Source organism: Candidatus Abyssobacteria bacterium SURF_5, assembly GCA_003598085.1.
Lineage (GTDB): Bacteria > Abyssobacteria > SURF-5 > SURF-5 > SURF-5 > SURF-5.
This window is the reverse complement of sequence record QZKU01000031.1, coordinates 1-18,963: the sequence shown is the minus strand read 5'-3', so window position 1 is coordinate 18,963 and position 18,963 is coordinate 1. Positions and strand designations below refer to the sequence as shown.

Below are 18,963 nucleotides of genomic sequence, written 5' to 3'. Positions count from 1 at the left end.
GAGTTCGCCCGGTGCTGTTCGAAGTATATATTATCGCGCCTCCATTTGCCAAATGCGATTCATTCTGACCGATCAAAATACAACCACCAAGACACAAAGGCACGGAGAACTACGGAGAAAATATTTTCTTGGTGCCTTGGTGGTTAGTCTTCTTGATGTCTTTGTGCCTTTGTGGTTGGATTTTCCAGGAAAGACTGGCCGAATGAATTCGGCCCTACCGGCCGAGATGCGTTCGACCGGCAGGTGCGTTCCCACGGCAGGTGCGTTCCCACGGTAGGTGCGAATTCATTCGCACAGTCTTCGCTTGATTCTTTGTTGTTCTACTTTCGTAAGCTTCGGGGGACAATCCGGAGGAGCAGCTAGTCGCCGCTGAGGAAGCGGCGGGGAGCATCCACCAGCATGGTCTGAATGACGTCGTCGCCGACGCCCGAAGCTCGCAGCGCCGGGATCGCGGTTTCAGATAAGAAGAGGTAGGGAGTCGAGGAATTCAGTTCCGGCTTTTCACCTGCGATGACCGGCCGGGGCGCGTAGTCGTGTCCGAGCATCAGCCGATCTGCGAAACCGCGGTCGATGAGCGCCTTGACGGTCGCGTTGCGGGTGCGCCAGTCGGGCCGGCCCTCGCGGCCGGGATACCGGTCCATCGAGAGGAAGACTCCTGCCTGGAGCAATGAGACGAGATATTCGATGTCGGTCGTGTCGGCGCTGTGCCCGATGCAGATATGCTGCGGCCGGACTCCCTCATCGAGAAGGATCTCAAGCTGGCGCGCGCCCACTTGCTCCGGCGCCCACTGATGAGTGCTGATCGGAATGCCGGTCGCATTACATGCGCGCGCGGCGCCGCGGATGATGATTTCGGCCTCGGGCGTCACGCCGCCGATATCATTCGAGATCTTGATCAGGCCGGGCTTGATGCCGGTGCCGGCGATTCCGTTTACGATCTCGTGGATGAACAGGTCGGCAAAGAAGTCGGGCGGGCGGTCGCGGAAGGTCAGCGGCGGATTCAGCCAGAAGCCCGTCGTGGCCACTACATTCATTCCGCTTTGCCGCGAAGCTTCCGCATAGAGCTCGACGTCGCGGCCGAGGTCGACCGTCGTCAGATCGAGAATGGTGTCTATGCCGCCCGCCTTCGCCAGTCTGAGTTCGTGTATGACCCGTTCGAGCGTCTTGCGATAATCGAAAAGGAATGCGAATTCTTGTTTGATGCCGCCGCCGCTGATAAGGACATGCTCGTGCCCGAGCGTTACTCCGAGCCGCTCGGCGGCAATCAGGCCGGTTACGGTATTGATCCGTTGTTTCATAAGGTCATCAATCCAATGTCGCCCTTGATTCGCGCGCGGCGGCATTGTAGATGTTCATGGTCATGAGGGCGGTTTCGGTTGCTGCGCGTTTCTCATAGATTTCGGCGCGCGCCTTGTTGACGGATTTGTTGGTCGGCGCCGCTGCAAACGCCCACTCGATCAGGTGGCACGCCAGGCGCAGGTCGCCCTCCTTTGCGAGTTCTTTCGCGCGTTTCACTAGTGCGGAGACTCCGCCGGCCAAAGCCGCGATCTCAGCCGCCTGCGCGGCTTCGGGCGCCGGCTTGACATGGGCCGGATTGCCGTCGTACCAGCCGCCGTACAGCCGCCAGATATTTCGGACGATATACTGCGGCTCGTCGTAGACCGGCTGGAGATAGGGGCGCTTCTTCAAATGTTCGGGCACCTCGACCGAGTGAATGACCCTGTCGAGCGTCGCGCCCTCATTCATCAGCGCGAGCGCCTGCGTGTGAATCGACTCAAGCAATTCGGCCGTGTCGGAGAGAATGTGTTCGACGCGATCCCTGCCGACAACCACGACTCCATGTCCCGGGCACAGTACCTTCGCCTTCAGGCCGGCCATTTTTCGCAGGGCCGCCGCCCATTCGGCGCAATACCGTTGCACCTTCTGCGGGTTGCCCGCGTTGGGCACGGCCCAGATGATGAGGTCGCCGCTGCACAAGACCTCTCGCTCGGGCACCCACACCCAGGTGTGGTCGTCGGTCTCGCCGCGCGCATGATTCAACTCGAACGTAAGTCCGCCGATCTTGAGCGTCATCGCGTTTCGATAGGTGACATCCGGGTAGCTATACGAGGTCGGCCAGGTGACCGGCTGAGCGAACTGGCGCTGGTTGATGACGCCGTTATAGCCCGCGGTCATGATGTAGCGGTCGAACCGGCGTGGAACGTCCTCGTGCGCGACCACGCGCGGCGGAGTCCATCCGCGCTCCTTCGCTTCCGCCTGGAACAGCGGAACGGTGAAGATGTGGTCGACGTGCCCGTGCGTGAAGATGGCGGTGTTCAGGCGGTCGCGCGACCAACTGCGGACCGCCCCGAAGACGGCCTCCTGCAGCGCGAAAAGGCCGGTATCGACCATCACCAATCCGTCGTCGGTCCCGAATGCGGTGACGCCTGCAAATGAATTATAGAAGATTGTCCGTTCGGCGACTACGTCATATTCATTCAGCGCCATGAACGGGTGATTCTCGTACGTGTTCGTTTTGCCGGTCCAGAGCTGTTCGGACAGGTCTAATACTGCTCCCATTGTAGGCCTCCTTCAGGGATTTTTGGGGTTTGAGGGGCGCATGCAGTATATGTGGGGCGGCGCCGGCTTGTCAATCCGGTTTGAGTAACGAAATCCGCGTGTGGTAAGATAATGGATATCAGGCACGTCGATGACCCACGAGAAGTTACGGACATATCTTCGCTCACCTGCATTCCTTTGCGGCTTGGTCTTCCTTCTGGCGCTGGTGGTTCGCCTGGTCTACCTGTACGAGATCCGGGGCAACCCTTTTTTCGAGAATCTGACGCTGGATCAGGCCTCGTATGACCGCTGGGCGCAGAGGATCGCCGCGGGGGATTGGCTCGGAACCGATATCTTCTATCAGGACCCGCTGTACCCGTATTTTTTGGGTGTCCTATACCGGATATTCGGGCGCGACCTCTTTTGGGTCCGCGCGGTCCAGATGCTGATCGGCTCGCTCACATGCGTGCTTATCTTCATCCTCGGCCATTCGTTTTTCGGTAAGCGCGCCGCACTCGTGGCCGGCATATTCGCCGCCGTTTACAAGCCTTTCTTTTATTTCGACGCGATGATCCTGAAGACGTTCCTCGGCGTGTTCCTGCTCTGCCTTTTCCTGGTGGTCCTGATTGTGGCGCGTCCGCGCCGGTCGCTGCTCGCATGGGTCGCGGCCGGATTGGTGCTCGGACTGCTGGCGCTGGTGCGCGCGAACGCGCTCGCGCTTGTGATCGGGGCGCCCGCCTGGCTGTTTCTCGTCGAGCGGGAGGGTGAGACGCGAAATTACAAGTTGATCGCAACGGCAGGCTTCATTGTAGGCCTTTTGCTCGTCGTTATTCCCGTGAGCGCGAGAAACTACATTGTGGGGAAGGATTTCGCTCTCGTGACTTCGCAGGCAGGCCAGAATTTCTACATCGGGAACAATCCGGTCAACACCAGCGGACGATATCAGCCGCCGAGTTTTATCCGGCCGAATCCCCGCTATGAGGAAGAGGATTTCCGCGTTCGCGCGGAGATCGCGCTTGGCCGCTCGCTGAGGCCGTCGGAGGTATCGAATTACTGGTTTGTCGAGGCGTTTCACTTTGTCGAGCAGGAGCCCGCGAAATGGCTCAAGTTGACGGCGAAAAAATTCTGGCGGTTCTGGAACTGGTATGAGGTGCCGGACAACCAGAACTTCTACTTCTTTAGTAACTATTCGCTTCTTCAGAGATTGCCGTTGCCCACTTTCCGCCTTGCGGCGGCGCTCGGGCTGACCGGAATGCTGTTGCTGCTCCCGTGGTGGAAGCGGCTGTTTCCGCTGTATATGACGGTGGTGCTGTACTCAATGACGGTGATCGCGTTTTACATTTTCGCGCGGTATCGGCTGCCCGTGGTTCCGGTGCTGATCCTGTTTGGTTCTTTTTTCGTTTGCGAGGCGGCCGCAAAAGCAACAGAAAAGAAATGGAAATGGATGGGCGCCGGCGCGGGAGTTTTTCTTGGGCTGTTTCTCCTTATCGGGACGCATGTCGACAAGATCGAATACTACACCGACAGCGCCAATGCGTATTGCCGTCTCGGGGCGGTCTACGAGTCGCAGGGGGATGATCCTTCTGCGCTGATCGCGTATCGACGGGCGACCGAGGTCATGCCGCACTACTGGGCGTCGCACTACGGGCTGGCGCAAATATACTCGCGCATGGGCGAGGTCGATATGGCGCTGGAGAAATACCACTATGCGCGCGCGTACAACCTCGGGAATCCCGACATCTGCGCGCGCATCGCGTTCCTCTATTATCAGAAGGGCGACATCGAGCAAAGCATTCAATATTATGAGACGGCAGCCAACTTGAAGCCCGACTGGAACAAGCCTCATTTCTGGCTTGCGACTCTGTATGAACAGCGGGGGGATATGGCTAAGGCCGAGGCCCATCGGAGGAAACTGAAGGAACTGCAGTTGACGGGGGAGGGCGTTCCCTGATCAGGCGCCCGAGTGGATGCGTTCGGCGACGGCGCGTCCCATCTCTCGCGTGCCGACCGGCGGCGTTTTCGAGCCGGCCCGCTTCAGATCGGCGGTCACAAATCTTCCTTCTCTCAGCACACCTGCAATAGCTTTTTCGAGACGATTCGCCGCGTCTTTTTCGCCGATATGATCGAGCATCATCACTGTCGAAAGCAGGATTCCGGCCGGGTTTGCCTTGTTCTGGCCCGCGATGTCGGGGGCGGTTCCGTGAGTCGGCTCGAAGACTGCAACCTGCTCTCCGAAGTTGCCGCCGGGCGCGACGCCGAGTCCGCCGATCAAGCCGGCCGCCAGGTCCGAGATGATGTCGCCGTACAGGTTGGGCAGAACGAGCACGTCGTACTTCTCCGGGTACTGCACGAGCTGCATGCACATGTTGTCGACCAGCTTGTGCTCGTAGGGGATATCGGGATACTTTTTGCTGATCTCTTCGGCCACTTTCATGAACAGGCCGTCGGTGTACTTCATGATATTGGCCTTGTCGATCGCGGTTACTTTCTTCCGCTTGCGTTTTTTGGCGTACTCGAAGGCGAAAGTCACGATCCGCGTTGATCCGCGAACCGAGATCGGCTTGATGCTGATGCCGGTGTCGCATTCGAGCTCGACGCCCTTGCGTTCCTTGAGGAATTGCAGGAGCTGGTTGTTCTCGCCGCAGCTTTCCATGAACTCGATGCCGGCGTACAGGTCCTCCATGTTTTCGCGAACGATCACCAGATCGATGGACTGCGGATTCATGATTCGGCTGGCGACGCCTTCGTAATATTTGCACGGGCGCACGCAGGCATAGAGGTCGAGCGACTGGCGGAGCGCGACGTTCACGCTGCGGAATCCTTTTCCGATGGGAGTTTCGACCGGTCCCTTAAGCGCTACCTTGTTGCGACGGACCGAGTCGATCACCCGGTCCGGCAGCACGGTCTTCTCTTTCTCGGCGACCGATGCGCCGGCCTGCTGGATATCCCACTCGATCGCGACACCCAGCTCGGAGATGCACTGCTTCACGACCTCAGTTATCTCGGGTCCGACTCCGTCACCCGGTATCAATGTTATCGTGTGAGCCATTGTTCTTGTTCTTCAGAGACACACATCGAGCTCGAATTCGCCGGCCTCGAGCAGAGACTTGATCCGCTGCAGGAACTGGATCGAGGTGGCGCCGTCAACGATGCGATGGTCGTATGAGAGGCACAGGTACATCATCGGCCGGATCGCGATTGCGTCGTCCACGACGACGGCTCGTTTCTCCATCTTTTCGACTCCGAGGATCGCCGCCTGCGGCTGATTGATGATCGGGGTCGAGAGCAGAGCGCCGTAGAAGCCGGCGTTGGTGATGCTGAAGGTGCCGTTGCGTATCTCGTCGAGCGCCAGCCGGCCTTCGCGGGCGCGGCGCGCGAGCGAGTCGACTTTCTGCGCGAGTTCCTCGAGGCCGAGCCGGTCGGCGTTCGCGATGACCGGCGTCATCAGCCCGCGCTCGGTCTGCACGGAAATCCCGATGTTGTAATACCGCTTGAGGATTATCCTGTCTTCTTGCATCGATGAATTCATGTACGGGAATTCCTTGAGCGCCTGGACCGTGGCCTGGATGACGAACGCGAGGTACGTCAGCGAGATGCCGTACTTCTTCCGAAAATTTTCCTTGTGTTTTTCGCGCAGAGCGACGACGGCTGACATGTCGGCCTCATTGATCGTGGTGACATGCGCCGATGTCTGCTTGCTGCGGATCATGTGGTCAGAGATCGCCTTGCGCATGCCTTCGAGCGGAATGATTTCCTCGAGCTCGGCGGCGGCTTTCTCGGCGGGCCGGCCGGGCCGCTCGGGCGCAGGCGCCTTCGGGCGGGCGGGCGCTTTTTCCCCCTTCTCGCGCCGCGCGAGGTAATCGAGCACGTCTTCTTTTGTCACGCGCCCATCGAGGCCGCTGCCCTCGATCTCCTCGAGATTGATGCCGTGCTCCTTTGCAAGTCGGCGGACGAGCGGCGACGAGCGCTCGCGCCGGCGTTCGGCGGCAGGCGCCGCTTCTTCCTCCACTTCCTCAGCCTTTTCTCTTGCGGGCTCTTTTGGTGGAGGCGGCTTCTCCTTCTCGGGCGGTTTCTTTTCGGCTGCGGGCGCGGGCCGCTCGGCCTTCTCTTCCGGTGGCGGCGCCTTCTTCGCCGGTTTGGGCTTCTCCTCTTTTGGCGGGGGTTCCTCTGCCTCGATTTTCTCGCCGGGCGCGCTTATGATTGCCAGCAGCCCGCCAACCTCGACCTCGTCGCCCTCCTCGGCGAGAATTTTGCTCAGCACGCCCTCGCCCGGCGATGGGATCTCGACATTGGCCTTGTCGGTCGAAATCTCGACCAGCGGCTCATCCCGCTTGATCTCGTCGCCGACCTGTTTGAGCCACTTCACAATCGTGCCGCTGACAACCGATTCGCCGACTTCGGGCATTACCACTTCGGTGGGCATCACAGTTCCTCCGGTGAGGTGAGAACTTGAAAAGCAACAGACACAAAATGAACCAGACGAAAATTGCTAGTATTCGATGACGCGGTGAACGGCGGCGATTACATCCTCCTTTTTCGGCAAATAGAATTCTTCCAGAGGCGGACTGTATGGGATATGCGTGTCCGGCGAGGCGACGCGCGCGATCGGGGCATCGAGGTATTCAAACAGTTCGTCCGCCAGCAGCGCAGCTATCTCGGCGCCGATCCCGAGCGTCTTGTGGTCCTCATACACGAGAACCACGCGGTTGGTCTTCTTTGCCGATTCATAGATGAGGTCTTTGTCCAGCGGCATGATGGTGCGCAGGTCAATCAATTCGATCGACAGGTCCTCCTCTTCTTCGAGTGTCTTCACCGCGTTTCGGCACAGCGGCGCCATCGAGCCATAGGTGACGACCGTGACGTCGCCGCCTTCCTGCAGCAGCTTCGCTTTCCCGAGCGGAACAACAAACTCCTGCTCCGGCACCTCGTCCTTCGCGCGCCGGTACAGATACTTCGGCTCGAAGAAAACCACCGGGTCCTCGTCGCGGATCGCCGCCTTCAGCAACCCCTTCGCGTCGTAAGCGGTCGAAGGAACAACCACCTTTATGCCGGGTGTGTGAGCGAACCACGCCTCCGGACTTTGCGAATGATACAGCCCCCCGTGCACCCCCGCAGCGGACGGCGCGCGAATCACCATCGGCGCGTGCATGTCGCCGGCCGTGCGATAGCGCAGCGTCGCCGTCTGATTCACGATCATGTCGAACCCGCACGTGATGAAGTCGGCGAACTGGATTTCCGCTACCGGGCGAAACCCGATGATCGCCATTCCGAGCGCGACCCCCACGATGACCGATTCCGAGATGGGAGTGTCGATTACGCGGTACTCGCCGAACTGCTGGAACAGCCCTTCGGTCGCCTTGAACGCGCCGCCGTACTCGCCGACGTCTTCTCCCAGCACGACGACCGTCTCGTCGCGCTCCATCTCCTCCTTCATCGCTTGGCGCACGGCCTCAACCATCGTGATCTCAGGCATTTACCTCGCTCCTAAAAATATGGGGACAGACACCATATTTAAACTGTTATTAATAGTAATATCCATATGGTAACAGAGCTTCTTCAACGGGCACGGGCAGCGGAACGGGCTTTTACGCTTCAACCATATATAAAAACAATAAAATAAGGATTTAAATACGGTCTCTGTCCCCATATTTCAACCATTTGTATAAAAAATAAAATAACGATTTAAATATGGTGTCTGTCCCCATATTTTGGCTCCTCGTTGGCGAAGACGTGGCGGAGCGCGTCTTCGGGAGGCGGATACGGGCTTTGTTCGGCGAATGCGACGGCTTTATCGAGCGTTTGCGCGATTTGCGTCTGGATGCGCTGGTCTTCGGATTCATCGAGCTGGCCGCGGTCGGTCAGGTATTTCCTGAAATTTTCGATCGGGTCGCGGCGCTTCCATATTTCTTTTTCTTCCGGCGGCTGATATTTCGCCTCGTCGTGTTCGGAGTGTCCGCTGATGCGGTAGGTCATGCACTCGATCAAAGTCGGGCCGCCGCCCTCTCTGGCTTTGTTCACGGCGTACTCCATCGTATCGTAGACCGCGAGCGCATCGTTTCCATCGACAATGAGTCCTTCGAATCCGTAGGACTCGGCGCGATAGGCGACGCAGCAGATGGCCATTTCCTTTTCGACGGGCGTGGAATAGGCATACTTGTTATTTTCGCAGATCAGGACGAGCGGCGGCTTGTGCAGGCCGGCGAAATTGAGGCCTTCATGGAAATCGCCGCGATTGGAGCCGCCCTCTCCGAAATAGCTGACGGCGACGCGGTCCTCGCCGCGTATCTTGAAGCCGAAGGCGACGCCGGCCGCGATCGGAATTGTTGACGCAAGAATGCTGGTCGGCGGGATGATGCCGAGTTCTTTGCTGCCCGCGTGGAGGAACGAGTCCTTCCCTTTGGAAGGCCCCGTCTGTTTCGCCAGAATCTGGGCCATCAGGACGCCGGGATCCATCCCCTTGACGAGAAACGCGCCGAGGTCGCGGTGGACCGGCGAGATGAAGTCGTCCTTCCGCAGGTGCTGGCATGTTGCGACAGGGATCGCCTCCTGTCCGCGGGAGAGATACAGGCCGCCGACGATCTTGCCTTGCCGGTACAGAATGGACAATCGCTGCTCGAACTGCCGCGTCAGAAGCAGGTCGTGATAGAGTTTGAGCAGTTTTTCTTTCGGGTAGGTTTTGACGGCCATGCTATCCGTTCGGGATTATTGATTGGGAAATCTTCAACAGGAATCGCTAAATTATAACAGTGGCAAACAGGCTCTGCAAGGGGCGGAAGTTCCGCCGGCCTCGCCGTTGCGGCCGTCGAAGCCGGTCATTTGTATCCGGTTGCTACAAGGAAATGGCCATGCCACTTGTCAATCGCGCAGAGGACACCGGAGGGAAATCCCCAAAGAGGCAGATATCCTCTTGAATACACCTTCACCCGGCTGAAGCCGGTCTTCGCCAGCACATCATGCAGCCCCTTATACGACAGAACCCGCACGTGCCCGACGGTCCCGCTAACGCCTGTCGCCTGATATTTCTCGAACAAACGCGCGTCCTTGATTTCGCCCTTGTGCCAGATGAGCGGATTTCCGAGGCTCCACCCGTTGATATTGGTGGTCGAGAACGGCTGCCAACCGAACAGGAGCGCGCCGATATTGATCCAGGAGGCGAGGTTCTCAGTCAGGACGATGATCTGACCGCCCCTCTTGAGACATCGGTAGCATTCCTCCAGGTTGAGGCGCGTATTATGCAGGTGTTCTATCGTCTGACTGGAGAGGATGAAATCGAAAGATTCATCGGGATACTCCCACGGCGCATTCAAGTCGAATTTGCTGCAGACAATTCCCTTCGCCTCCGCCGCTGCGCGGTATTCATCCACGTATTCGATTCCGAACATCTCCTTGGGGCGGATGACCTCCGCAAATTCGAGGGTCAGCTTCCCGTCGCCGCAGCCGATATCCAGGAATTTCTCGACGCCGGTACGCGTGACGAGTCGCTTGCCGAGCCGGTTGCATTCGGCCAGACCATCATTGAATGATTTCGGCGCGAGCCACGCGAGAAATAATTTCATTTGTCAACCTGCCGCGTCGGGGTATGCTCTCTTTGTTTTTGTCACGCCGGTAACACCGACCCATGCAGCAAGGAGTATGACGCCACACCATCCCGCCAGAGTGAGCGCGAACGGCCAGGAGCGAGGCGCATAGGCGAAGGTAACAGTATGCGTGCCTTCCGGCACGACAACGGCCCGCATCAGATAATTTGCCCTCAGGATTTCCGCCTGTTGCCCGTCGACCTGGGCGCGCCACCGTTCATCAAAGAAATCGTTCATCACTACGATCGCGGGTTTCGACAATTGGGCGCGGAGCTCGACTCTATGTGGAGAACGCGAAAGCTCATCCACACTCCACGAAAAAACGTCCGCTGCGGGCTCACTCGGGAGCGTGGGCTGTTTCTCGAGAACAACCGTCTCGCGCGCATCGAAATCCGCAGCATTCAGCGCATCAATTACGTTATTCTCCTCGCGCACCTCATACCGCTCGACAGCGTACGCTCGCGGCAGAAAATTCTCGAACTCGTACGCGTAACAAGTCCTCGATTCCGTGCTCGCGCCCGATCCAAAGAAGCCGGCGGGCCGCAAGGGGACGGCCGTCGGCGGTATTGGCGCGGGCGACAAGATGTACTTTACGTTCATTACCTCGAAAAAGCGCTCGAGCGAGAGTCGCCGGTCGCGAAGGGCCTGGAAAACGTCCGTGTATCGTTTGGGACGCCTCGACATGATGACGTCGACCGCATCGATCTCGTGGTACGGCAGCACCTTCGTCACGACGTTCTTCAGGTAGTGGCTCTCGCTCCACAGCTTCACGCGGAACGGTCCCGGCTGCGAGTTCATCCACTGAACCAGTTTATCCTCGATGTAATGGGCGCGAGGATCATAATAGGAAATAAACGGCTGCGCGTTAACGGCAAGATCGCCTGCAAGCGCGGCCAAGATCACGGCAGCTAGCGCAACCCGCGCGAAGGGGTAGCGGCTGATTTCTTTTATTCGTATAAGCAGGCAAGCGAGCGCCGATACTCCCAGAATCACGAGCGGGCGCACGAAAGCCGCCAGATGCATCTCGTTTCGGTTCCTGTTTACGGCAACACCCACGAGAAGCAGCAGGCATATCAGCCCGGCAAACGCGGTGACAAGCGCAACGAGCTTCCTGTTCTTTGATGCCGGCGCGCTCATCCAGTAATCGGCCCCCATGCCTGCGAGGATTGAGACGCACAAGGAGGTGATAAAAAGCCATTTGTGCGGATTACGAAATCCCTTCATGATCGGCAGCATGTACACGAGCCGGTACGGCGGCGGAAAATATTTGCCGAACGAGATCAGCAATGCCGCTCCTGCGGCGACGGCAAAGAAAACCCGGTTCTTTCTGTCCGAGAACAAGCCGACAAACGCGAACATGAGGACTGCGATTCCGAGATAGTCGTCGGATTCACGAACAACCTGCCGGCCTTCATATTCCCGGGCTGCATAAACGTCTCCAAAGATGTCGCCGCCGAAAACGAGCGAGAGCGTCTCTTTCGGCGCGAATGAGAATTCGGTGGCAAACCGCCAGTTATCGGCCTCGCTTGCAACTCCGACGTTCTCGTTGTTCTTGGAATATGTGAGATATCCGTGGAAAATCTCGGCCGCGAACGCGATGCTGATCATTACAACCAGCGCCGCTAAGAAGGATCGCCTGCCGGCGGATTTCAGTCCACCTATAAGTCCTGTGTTTTCCTGTTCGCCGAAGATGGATAGAATAGAACGAGCCGCAAAGAAGGCGAAAGCAAACAGGCAGACGTAATAGGCGAGTTGTATCTCTCCGCCGAGAAACATGATGCCGAGAACCGCGCCGGCAAAAAGCGCATCGGTGAGTTTTCGGCGGCTATCGTCCAGCAGGCGGCTGAAGAACAGCAGAAAGAGCGGGACCCAGCAGACGGTGTCGAATTTCCACGCGAATCCCTGGCTCGCGCTCGTGATGAACCCGTTACTCAGTTGAAACGCGAGCCCGCCAACCAGCGCGCCGAATCGTCCGATGTGCTGGTCGCGCAGGAAGGCGAACATGAACGCGCCCGCCAGAAATGTGTCCAGCATGAACTGGAACGCGTATAATCGGTGCGGCGGAATTGCGAGCATCAACGGGAGCGAGTGCGACAGGAACTGGAACTGTTGGGGGATGCCTGCCAGGTAGTGAGGGAACCAGCGCGGGACAAACAGCGCGTGTGTCCATTTCCGCACGAAGCTCGGGAAAAAAATGGCGAGGTCGGCCCCGTCAAGGGTATTAAACGGGTTCCACGCTCCGCGAAAGATGTATGCGCTCGAAACGGCAAAGAGGAGGATGCAACCGGCGCTGAGAACCGCGGGAGAAAAGATCGCGCGCGACCGGGCCGGGAAATCGGCCAGCGCCTCTTTGCCCGCGACGGTGCTTGCCCGCTCGCGAACGTTTGTCGGACGGGAGGGCTGAGAATCAGGCATTAACGTATCTGTAAATCAGTGGCAAGGTTTCCACCACCCTCAATTCTCAGTATCCTTCCAAGAGAAAGTGGTGCGGGCCTTTAGCTTGAGAAGCCGGCGTCACGTGACGCATCACGATAACAACTCATTTTATTATAAGCGCCTGATCAGCCGGTTTCAAGCGATGGCTCTTGTGCCGAGGCTCTTGCTGTACGTCTCATTCGTTTCGGCCTGGGCCGGCCTCGGATTCTCTTGAAGAAAAATCACTTTAAGCGAAGCCGGCTTTGATAAGAGATGCAGGGAGTGGTTTGTGGAGGCCTAATATTCTCTGCGGTATTTGGAGGAGAGGATGCCGAGTTCCTCGCGGTACTTGGCGGCGGTGCGGCGCGCGATATTGAGGCCGCGCCGGTTGAGGAGTTCGGTGATTTTCTGGTCGCTCAGCGGCTTGCGCTTGTTCTCGTTCTCGATCAACTGGCGAATCATTTCCTTCACGCTGGTCGAGGAGGTCGATTCGCCGTCGGAGCCTTCGATGCCGGACGAGAAGAAGTATTTCAGCTCGAAGATGCCGCGCGGAGATTCCATGTATTTATTGGTGGTCACGCGGCTGACGGTCGACTCATGCATGCCGATGCGTTCGGCGATTTCCTTGAGCGTCAGCGGCTTGAGATGCGCGACACCGCGATCAAAGAAATCGCGCTGCACCTGCACGATGTTCTCGGCCACTTTCTGGATCGTCTCTTTGCGCTGCTGGATGTTTTTCACCAGCCACTGCGCGGCCCGCAGCTTGTCGCGGACGTATTCCTTCGTTTCCGGATTATCGGTGTATCCCTTCAGGAGCTTGCGGTAGAACGAGCTGATCCGCAGTTTCGGCATGCCGTCATCGTTGATGTAGACAACGTAATCGTTATCAACTTTCTTGACGACGACATCGGGCACGATATAGATGACTTCCCGGTTGCCGAAGCTTCTGCCGGGCAGCGGCTCGAGCGATGAAATGATGGCCGCCAGGTCCTGCACTTCCTGAACGGAGATTTTCAGCGCCTGCGCGATCTTCGGGAACTGTTTTTTCGCAAGCTGCTCGAGGTGGTCCTCGACGATCTTCTTGAGCATCGGCTTGTCCGGATGCGACGCCGCAATCTGAATCAGGAGGCATTCGCGCAAATTGCGGGCGCCGATGCCGACGGGCGTGAACGTGTGGATGATCTTGAGAACGCGCTCGATCTCTTCCGGCGGCGCGCCCAGTTTTTCAGCGCCGGCCTCGACCGTAGCCGAGAAGTAACCGCGCGAATCGATCTCGCTGATTATCCATTCTCCGATCTTGTAGTCGGTCGGGTTATTCGTGCTCAAAGAGAGCTGCCGCAGAAGATTGGTATGCATGGATTCGGCTTCGGCGGCGGTATTTTCGATAAACCCTCGTTTACCGTCTTCGTCGGAAAAGCTCAGATCGCGCCCTTCGTAGTAGTAGTCGTTATAGGACGCCATGAGCGTCTCGAGCTCTTTGTCGACGTCGCGCGCGCTTTCCTTGTCCTGACGCTCGCGCTCTTCATCCATGCTCTCCGCGGGCGCTGCTGTGTGGCTGGTAAACGAAGGGATTTCGGACGGCAGTTCAACTTCCTGGGTCTGAGTAGGCTCTTCTTCAAGGAGGAAATTTTCTGTAAGCTGTTGCTGGATATACTTTTCCAGCTCGAGTGTTGACAATTGAAGGATCTCAATCGCCTGCTGCATCTTCGGGGTCAGTATCATCTGCTGTACTGTCCCCTGTACGAGGGTCTGGTGCAGTGCCATTGACCTGTATTTTACCCCTTTCTCTCCTTGATTTTCTCACACAATTGTATCTCAACTTCATACGTTTGTCAATTGACAAGTGCCTTTTTCGGCTGGTATACTCGCCCTAAATCTTGTGGTGCGGCAGCCGGAACCCTTTACCTTTAGTTATGGACGCAGCTTCTCCAAATCATTCGCTTACAGTTCGTGTTCTTGCCAGCGGGAGCGGCGGCAACTCGATTCTCATCTGTTCGGGGGCCGCAAATATTTTGATTGACGCCGGTTTGAGCTGTCGTGAACTCGAGCGCCGCCTCGCAATCGCGGGGGAAAGCCCCGCAAAGATCGCGGCTGTCTTCGTCACTCACGAGCATCTGGACCACGTCCGCGGCGTGGGCGTGCTTTCGCGGCGCTACGGGATTCCGATCTACCTGAATCGCGGCACTCGTGCGGGCGCGTGTTCGATTGTCGGCGAGATTCCGAGCGCCGAACTATTCAAGACAGGAGATCTGATCGAAGTCGGCGGCCTCGGGTTCCAGACGTATCCCGTTCTGCATGACGCCGCCGATCCCGTGGGCGTCTGCATTCACAATTCTTCGCGCCGGATTGGAATCGCGCTGGATATGGGTTATCCAACGAAGCTGGTCAAACAGCGCCTGTGCGATTCGAATATGCTTATTCTTGAATTTAATCACGATCCGGAGATGCTGCGGCACTGCAACCGGCCATGGGAATTGAAGCAGCGGATTCTCAGCAAGACGGGTCACATGTCGAATGAAGCCGCGCTCGCGCTCCTGGGCGAGCTCGTGCATGACACGCTGCATACGGTCGTGCTTGCTCATATCAGCCGCGAGGCCAACTGCGCCGATCACGCGCTCTCCCTCGTGGACGCTCACCTGAAGAAGATGGGGCGCGCTGATATCAGGATTTTTGCGGGCGATCAGGACGAAGTCGGACTGCCGATTCCCGTCTAAGGCATTGTCTTGCCGGCTCGTCAAGGAGTCCTCCTTTGGCGCCGAGCGGTATTGATTCCCAAAATGAAGTGGAACGAAAGCTGCTTCAGCCCGTCGTCCCGCTCCTGCACTCATTCGCTGCCGTTGTCGGGCTGCAGATGAAATTGTGCGGATGCGATGGCAATCCGATAGCCGACGGTGCGGTAACGGAAGCGGCGGGTCCCTGCGCTGTCTTTCTTCGCGATGGAGTTTTTCCGGAGCGATGCGCCGGAGCCCATTCTTCCGCGATCAGGCTTGCTCGCTCGCTTCGCCGGCCGTACATCTTCACCTGTCATTCCCGTCTGGCGGCATGGGCGATTCCCATCCTGCATGAAGAGAAGACGCTTCAGACGGCATTGATCTGCGGCGGAGCGCTCCTGATGAAACCCGATGCGGCGCTTGCCCGTCACCTCGAAGAGATTGCGATCAGACAGGGGATCGAATCGAGGGTACTGATCGATTCCCTGAATCATCTTGCCGTCGTTTCGCGCGGGCAGTTCAGGTCAGTTGCCGCATTTCTGCTCGAGTTGATTCCGGCTGTTATTTCGCGGCCGGCCATGCATGCTCCCGCTCCCGTTGCGGCGCCCGCTTTCACTTTTGTCGGCCCTGAGCAGGCCTCACTCGTTTTTCCCCCGGAGAAGCGAAAGGAGCCGAAGAAAGAGCGGGCGTGCCGCGATGCTGCTCGACGTCGGGATGGGGCGGAGAAGGAGATCATTCGTCTCCTTCACGAAAGGCGGCAAGACGACGCGCTGCGGGCATTGAACGAATACCTGCAGCCGGCAAATAGAGCGGCGGGCGACCTTCAAGTTCCTCGCGCCGATGCGGCCGAAATGTTTGCGCGCATGTTGCGCGTGCTTCTCCGAAATCGTCGCGCACCCCGGCAGATCCAGGAGCAGCAGGCGGCCCTCCTGAAGGATGCGCTCGGGCTGACGCGCGGGCCGGAGGGCAAGAAGAGGCTTGTGCGCCTGTGCGAACAGTTCGTCTGCCTGGCCGGCGAGCTCGCATGCGAGCCGCGCCCGCGACAGGTGAAGGCGATCCAGGGATACATCGAAAAGAATCTCTCGAAAAAGCTGACGCTGGCGACAGTTGGCGCAAGGTTCGGACTGAAGGAAAAACCGCTCAATGCCCTCATCGTAAAACATTGCGGCACGGGCTTCACCGATTATGTCATTTCGCTGCGCGTTTCCGAGGCGAAACGCTTGCTTCGGACGACCGATCTGAATCTTGGCGAGATTGCCGCGAAAACAGGTTTTTCCGATCAGAGTTACTTCACGAAAATATTCAAAGCGACTGTTGGGACGACGCCTTCGAAATTCAAGAGTGAAAGCCACAGTTAAATTCGCTGGTTTTGGGTTCCATGCTTAAGCCTGTCACGATACTCCTCGGCATATTCATCATGATTACGCGCGGATACGGCTTTTTGTTCCCCACAAAAATGAAATCGATAGCGACAGAATTGGCGCACGATTCGACGCTGGTGCGCATAGTTGGTTCAATTTTGTTCGTTCTTTCCTTGCTTATTTTCGCGGCAGTTGGCGGGGAAATTTTCGGGCCGCGAATCGTTATGCTCCTCGTAGCCATATCTATCTTGTCCGGAGCCATATTGATGGCGTTCTTTCCCGGAAAGTATAAACTGCTGGTGGACTGGTTTATGGCTCTGCCCGAGTCCACCGTCCGAATGCTTTATGGCATTGGATTTGCTTTTGGTTTGTTTCTGGCGATCATGGCGATCTATGCCTATTGATCCGGAAGAGGCTGCTGCCTGATCGGATGCCGGTCAGCCTTTGTGAGAAATCCAGTGCCGGCAGCCGTTATGCCTGCGGCTCACTCCGGAACGAAAGGGCGGAAAAAGCTCAAAATATGCACGAGAGACGACGATTTCCCAGATATAAGGCACCCGACTCACTGTTTGCGGCCGCAACTTTTCCCGGGGAAAGGGGACACCAATTAAGGGTGCTCAATATCAGCATCGACGGGCTCTGCTTTACCACCGACTTTGACATCTCGCACGAATCGGTCTTTAATCTCTCGTTCGAGATGAAGGTGGCAGGCAGACCCTCGGTGCATGTCGTCACCCCGGCAAAGATCATGTGGCACACCTTCGACGAGAGGACCTCGCTCTATACCGCAGGCGTCCAATTTCTCGGACTGAAAAAGGAGACGAAGACGCATCTCCAAAACGTCCTGCCTGTTCTCCCGCCTCAATAACCGGTCCGGTTTTCCCGCTGGTAGATGAGCTGTTTTCTGGTTCAGTCATGAGGACCTTCCTGCAAGTCTCTCCGTCATTACAGGGGTTTCTTAAGTGCTTGCAAATTGGCATATTTAAATGGGACGATTGCGGATAACCCGTGAGCCCGAGAGCGGCAATCGTTTTCATCACAAGACGTTTTCAAAGACAGAATATCGATAATCTACCGAAGGGGAGAAGTGCATGGATCAGAAAAAGAAACCATGTGAGAGTTGCCCGGTTTCGGAATGCCCGGCAAGACAGAAAAGCGAAGCGGAAACTGACGAGGCATTTCGCGAGCGGCAAGCTTTGTACGAAAACCTCTGCCGGATCAAACATAAAATTCTCGTGCTCTCCGGCAAAGGGGGCGTGGGCAAGAGCACGGTAGCGGCAAATCTTGCGGTCGCGTTGGCTGAATCCGGCAAACAGGTCGGCTTGCTGGATATCGATGTCCACGGGCCAAGCATTCCGAAACTGCTCGGCCTCGAAGAACACCGTCCGCGGATTGTGAACGAACGCATCATGCCGGCAGTCATCGATAACCTGAAGGTGATGTCGCTGGGATTCTTCATGCCGCTGCGTGATGAGGCTGTCATTTGGCGCGGTCCAATGAAGATGAGCGTTATCCGCCAATTCTTGCGCGACGTCGAGTGGGGCGATCTCGATTATCTGCTCATTGATTCGCCGCCCGGAACCGGCGACGAACCGCTTTCGGCTGCGCAGCTTATCGAGGATATAACCGGCGCCATCATCGTTACTACTCCGCAAGAGGTCGCCATCGACGACGTTCGAAAATCCATCACGTTCTGCCGGCAGTTGCATGTGCCTGTCATAGGCGTCATCGAAAACATGAGCGGGTTCGTATGTCCCGACTGCGGCTCGCGCCATGATATCTTCAAATCGGGCGGCGGCGAGGATATGGCCGCTGAGATGCTCGCGCCGTTCCTCGGCAGGATTCCCATCGATCCATCCGTTGTCACGGCGGCGGACGAGGGCAAGCCGGCCGTTGGCGCGGCCGCACGCTCGCCTGCGGCCAGAGCCTTTGCCGATATCATCAAACCGCTGCTTCACCTGGACGCGATGAAGAAGCCCGCATGAAATCTGCTGTTCTACTCATTAAAACCGCGGGATCTTCGCAGGGGGTGCACAAAAGGAGAGAGTTAAGGCACATTTTCTATTGGAAAACAAAGGGTGGTTCTTCCTGGCAGTCTACTCGATCGAGCATTCGTCGAGGCGTTTTTGGTGGAGATGAGCGGATTCGAACCGCCGACCTACGCGTTGCGAACGCGCCGCTCTCCCAGCTGAGCTACATCCCCATGGTCTGTCGAAATTATAGCGAATCTGTTGCTGTCTTGTCAACTGATTCCGGCCAGAAAACTAGGGCTTACGCATCTAAATCGGCCCTTGGGGGCGGATTTTTGCTGACTGCTCCTTCTTATTGGCTCTGTTGGGTTTCCTTTGTGGTTTTGGAGAT

Annotated in this window: 15 protein-coding genes and 1 tRNA gene; 6 read left to right on the top strand and 10 right to left on the bottom strand. The window is 57.4% G+C overall.

What is annotated here, in order from left to right; all coding sequences use genetic code 11:
* Positions 1-359: 359 nt before the first annotated feature.
* Entirely contained in the window at positions 360-1,343 is a 984-nt protein-coding gene (locus tag C4520_03450; protein ID RJP24748.1) for a hypothetical protein, read from the bottom strand.
* On the bottom strand, positions 1,306-2,559 hold the full coding sequence (locus C4520_03445; GenBank protein ID RJP24747.1) for an MBL fold metallo-hydrolase: 1,254 nt from the start codon (positions 2,557-2,559) through the stop codon (positions 1,306-1,308). Before C4520_03445 ends, C4520_03450 begins: the two co-directional genes overlap by 38 nt.
* Before the next feature lie 130 nt (positions 2,560-2,689).
* Here C4520_03445 and C4520_03440 point away from each other — a divergent pair, with 130 nt between their 5' ends.
* Entirely contained in the window at positions 2,690-4,489 is a 1,800-nt protein-coding gene (locus C4520_03440) for a hypothetical protein (protein ID RJP24746.1), read from the top strand.
* Here the strand turns inward: C4520_03440 and C4520_03435 are convergent, their stop codons facing one another.
* The 7 genes from C4520_03435 to rpoN all read right to left on the bottom strand — a co-directional run bounded on the left by C4520_03435 (position 4,490) and on the right by rpoN (position 14,294).
* On the bottom strand, positions 4,490-5,587 hold the full coding sequence (locus tag C4520_03435) for an isocitrate/isopropylmalate dehydrogenase family protein (GenBank protein ID RJP24745.1): 1,098 nt from the start codon (positions 5,585-5,587) through the stop codon (positions 4,490-4,492).
* A 12-nt stretch (positions 5,588-5,599) separates the two neighbouring features.
* Positions 5,600-6,961, bottom strand: a complete 1,362-nt coding sequence (locus C4520_03430) for a 2-oxo acid dehydrogenase subunit E2 (protein RJP24744.1) — start codon at positions 6,959-6,961, stop codon at positions 5,600-5,602.
* A gap of 66 nt (positions 6,962-7,027) precedes the next feature.
* The gene (locus C4520_03425; GenBank protein RJP24743.1) at positions 7,028-8,011 is read right to left on the bottom strand and encodes an alpha-ketoacid dehydrogenase subunit beta; all 984 of its coding nucleotides are present in this window, start codon (positions 8,009-8,011) and stop codon (positions 7,028-7,030) included.
* 209 nt (positions 8,012-8,220) lie between these two features.
* On the bottom strand, positions 8,221-9,225 hold the full coding sequence (locus C4520_03420; protein ID RJP24742.1) for a thiamine pyrophosphate-dependent dehydrogenase E1 component subunit alpha: 1,005 nt from the start codon (positions 9,223-9,225) through the stop codon (positions 8,221-8,223).
* A 125-nt stretch (positions 9,226-9,350) separates the two neighbouring features.
* Complete coding sequence (locus tag C4520_03415; GenBank protein ID RJP24741.1) at positions 9,351-10,094, bottom strand: class I SAM-dependent methyltransferase; 744 nt, start codon at positions 10,092-10,094, stop codon at positions 9,351-9,353.
* Positions 10,095-10,097: 3 nt separating this feature from the next.
* Positions 10,098-12,530, bottom strand: a complete 2,433-nt coding sequence (locus C4520_03410; protein ID RJP24740.1) for a hypothetical protein — start codon at positions 12,528-12,530, stop codon at positions 10,098-10,100.
* Between the two features lie 297 nt (positions 12,531-12,827).
* Entirely contained in the window at positions 12,828-14,294 is a 1,467-nt protein-coding gene (gene rpoN / locus C4520_03405) for an RNA polymerase sigma-54 factor (protein RJP24739.1), read from the bottom strand.
* A gap of 149 nt (positions 14,295-14,443) precedes the next feature.
* On the opposite strand from rpoN, the gene C4520_03400 reads away from it, so the two are divergent.
* The 5 genes from C4520_03400 to C4520_03380 all read left to right on the top strand — a co-directional run bounded on the left by C4520_03400 (position 14,444) and on the right by C4520_03380 (position 18,587).
* Positions 14,444-15,244 (top strand): MBL fold metallo-hydrolase, encoded by an 801-nt coding sequence (locus tag C4520_03400; protein ID RJP24738.1) that lies wholly within the window; start codon positions 14,444-14,446, stop codon positions 15,242-15,244.
* Between the two features lie 35 nt (positions 15,245-15,279).
* On the top strand, positions 15,280-16,599 hold the full coding sequence (locus C4520_03395) for a helix-turn-helix domain-containing protein (protein RJP24737.1): 1,320 nt from the start codon (positions 15,280-15,282) through the stop codon (positions 16,597-16,599).
* 11 nt (positions 16,600-16,610) lie between these two features.
* A complete protein-coding gene (locus C4520_03390; GenBank protein ID RJP24736.1) occupies positions 16,611-17,006 on the top strand; it encodes a hypothetical protein in 396 nt (131 codons plus the stop codon).
* A gap of 26 nt (positions 17,007-17,032) precedes the next feature.
* A complete protein-coding gene (locus C4520_03385; GenBank protein ID RJP24735.1) occupies positions 17,033-17,470 on the top strand; it encodes a PilZ domain-containing protein in 438 nt (145 codons plus the stop codon).
* 223 nt (positions 17,471-17,693) lie between these two features.
* Entirely contained in the window at positions 17,694-18,587 is an 894-nt protein-coding gene (locus C4520_03380; GenBank protein ID RJP24734.1) for an ATP-binding protein, read from the top strand.
* Positions 18,588-18,729: 142 nt separating this feature from the next.
* Here the strand turns inward: C4520_03380 and C4520_03375 are convergent.
* Positions 18,730-18,805 (bottom strand) — tRNA-Ala (locus C4520_03375).
* Positions 18,806-18,963 lie beyond the last annotated feature (158 nt).